The following is a 2162-nucleotide window of genomic DNA, read 5'->3' as shown; positions in this document are numbered from 1 at the left end:
TCCCTATGCTTAAAAGTCCTTCCAGAATATCCCCCTCTCCAAACATCTTGGTGAACATCTACTAAAAGCTCTCATCAAGCGCCCCTCTTGTGCCCGCCCAAGCACCTATTCCCCTTGCCTTTTTCAGCCCCCTCTTCTCGATGCATAAGCAGTGAGCAAAACACCACCTTCCTCACCAAAGCACTCTTCTAAAACACGCAATAAACACCGCCCCAACAAATCTCAAGCATCTCCCCAAACACAAAGCCTTCAACAGCACCTGCAAGAATCCCTCGCAAGACACCCCGTTCGAGAACATCCTCCCTCCCAAGCTTCTTTCCAGAAATGCTTCCTCCAAAACACCACCCTGCTCAACAGCACCCCGCTCTTCCTATGCTTAAAAGTCCTTCCAGAATATCCCCCTCTCCAAACATCTTGGTGAACATCTACTAAAAGCTCTCATCAAGCGCCCCTCTTGTGCCCGCCCAAGCACCTATTCCCCTTGCCTTTTTCAGCCCTTTCCTCCAACTGAGAGGAATTTATAAGGGATGATTACTTGACAAGAAGTCCACTTTTTGTTAGAAGTGCTGGAAATCTTTTACAACTTTCACTTATTTGTTGTGTGAATGAAATGTGTTAATGCATGCCTTTGTTTCGAAGGTGTGTTTTTCTTTTTTAATCACAATGAAAAAGTGTGTGATACGATACAATCACAAGAGGGTAGTACGATCACAAGAGGGTAGTACGGTCACAAGAGAGTCGTACGGTCACAAGAGGGTAGTACGGTCACAAGAGGGTAGTACGGTCACAAGAGAGTCGTACGGTCACAAGAGGGTAGTACGATCACAAGAGAGTCGTACGGTCACAAGAGAGTCGTACGGTCACAAGAGAGTCGTACGGTCACAAGAGAGTCGTACGGGTGTTATGGTTTTGAGATTACAATCTCGAAGTTATGGCGTTGATAATAAAGTTATAATATTGCGTTATATGAGTTTCTATAAACGGTGAGTATGATGAAAATTAAAAATTCGCTTAAAGCACTGCGGGAACGCCACCGTAACAATCGTTTGGTGCGTCGCAAAGGTCGTGTTTATATCCTAAACAAAACGAATCCACGTTTTAGAGCCCGTCAAGGTTAATGCTTCTGGGGGTTAATGCTTCTGGGGGCTGATGTTTCTAGAGGTTGATACTTCTGGGAGTGAGTGGTTTTTGTGCCTGCTTTTTTGCGGGCATGAAGCTTTTTTTGAGTTTCCTGCAGGTTTGTTTTTGGGTTACAAATCCGTTGTGTGACACCTCATGTGTTGAGGATTTGTTTTTATGAAGTTTTCTATCTTTTTAAAAACTTTACAATTAGAGAGCTTTTGTATTTTCCGGCGATTTTTTTTGCCTCCTTTGTTTTTTTGGTTTTCTTTTGTGGTAGTGTTGGTTGTTTTTGCAAGCAACATTTGTATGATTTCTTCTGGATACGGGCAAAGTCCTCCTTCACTCCCTGAAGATCCTCCTTCTCCACAATTGCTTTTGCCCTTAGATGATCTAATACCCAGCCCTTCTCCTTCTGCTCCGACTTTTTCTGATTCTGATTCAGAAGCAATCATTTTTGAAGATTCGGGCTCTCCACATCAATCTCATGTGCACAGGGCAGAGCAGCGCAGAGAAGCGGAGATATTACGTCTCCTCAAAGAATTGAAATTTTGTGCCGATGTTCATGAAGCGAAAAAGATAAGTCAGCAATTACAGCGTTTATGGTCACAATCGGGGAGTGACACGATTGACCTTTTGATGTCGTGGGCTGAAAATGCTATCAACGCCGACAATTATGGTCTTGCCCTTGATTACCTTGATAACATCCTAGCACTTCAACCCACTTATGCGGCAGCTTGGGCGCGGCGCGCTTGGATTCACATTCAACTGAGTGATTTTAAACTTGCCATGTTTGACCTTAATCATGCTCTAACACTTGAACCACGCAATTACAGTGTATTCTTTGAGCTTGGCATTACCATGGAAGCCACGGAGCGTCCACAACTTGCCATCAAAGCCTATGAAAAGGCACTCGAATACTATCCGCAAATGCGAAAGCTTCAAAAGCGCATTCAGATACTTTTAGAGCAACACTCTCCCCAAGCCCTTTAAACAAGTCCCCTGAACAAGGAACGAGAGCCCAATACTCTGATAATATCCTA

2 protein-coding genes are annotated in these 2162 nt (G+C 44.0%); both read left to right on the top strand.

What is annotated here, in order from left to right; genetic code table 11:
* The first annotated feature begins 992 nt into the window (after positions 1 to 992).
* Positions 993 to 1118 (top strand): type B 50S ribosomal protein L36, encoded by a 126-nt coding sequence (gene ykgO / locus ABD915_RS07660; protein WP_011181208.1) that lies wholly within the window; start codon positions 993 to 995, stop codon positions 1116 to 1118.
* Between the two features lie 178 nt (positions 1119 to 1296).
* A complete protein-coding gene (locus ABD915_RS07655; RefSeq protein WP_345117088.1) occupies positions 1297 to 2112 on the top strand; it encodes a tetratricopeptide repeat protein in 816 nt (271 codons plus the stop codon).
* Positions 2113 to 2162: the final 50 nt, after the last annotated feature.

It is taken from the genome of Bartonella jaculi, assembly GCF_039543045.1.
Lineage (GTDB): Bacteria > Pseudomonadota > Alphaproteobacteria > Rhizobiales > Rhizobiaceae > Bartonella > Bartonella jaculi.
This window is presented reverse-complemented; position numbering and strand designations above follow the sequence as displayed.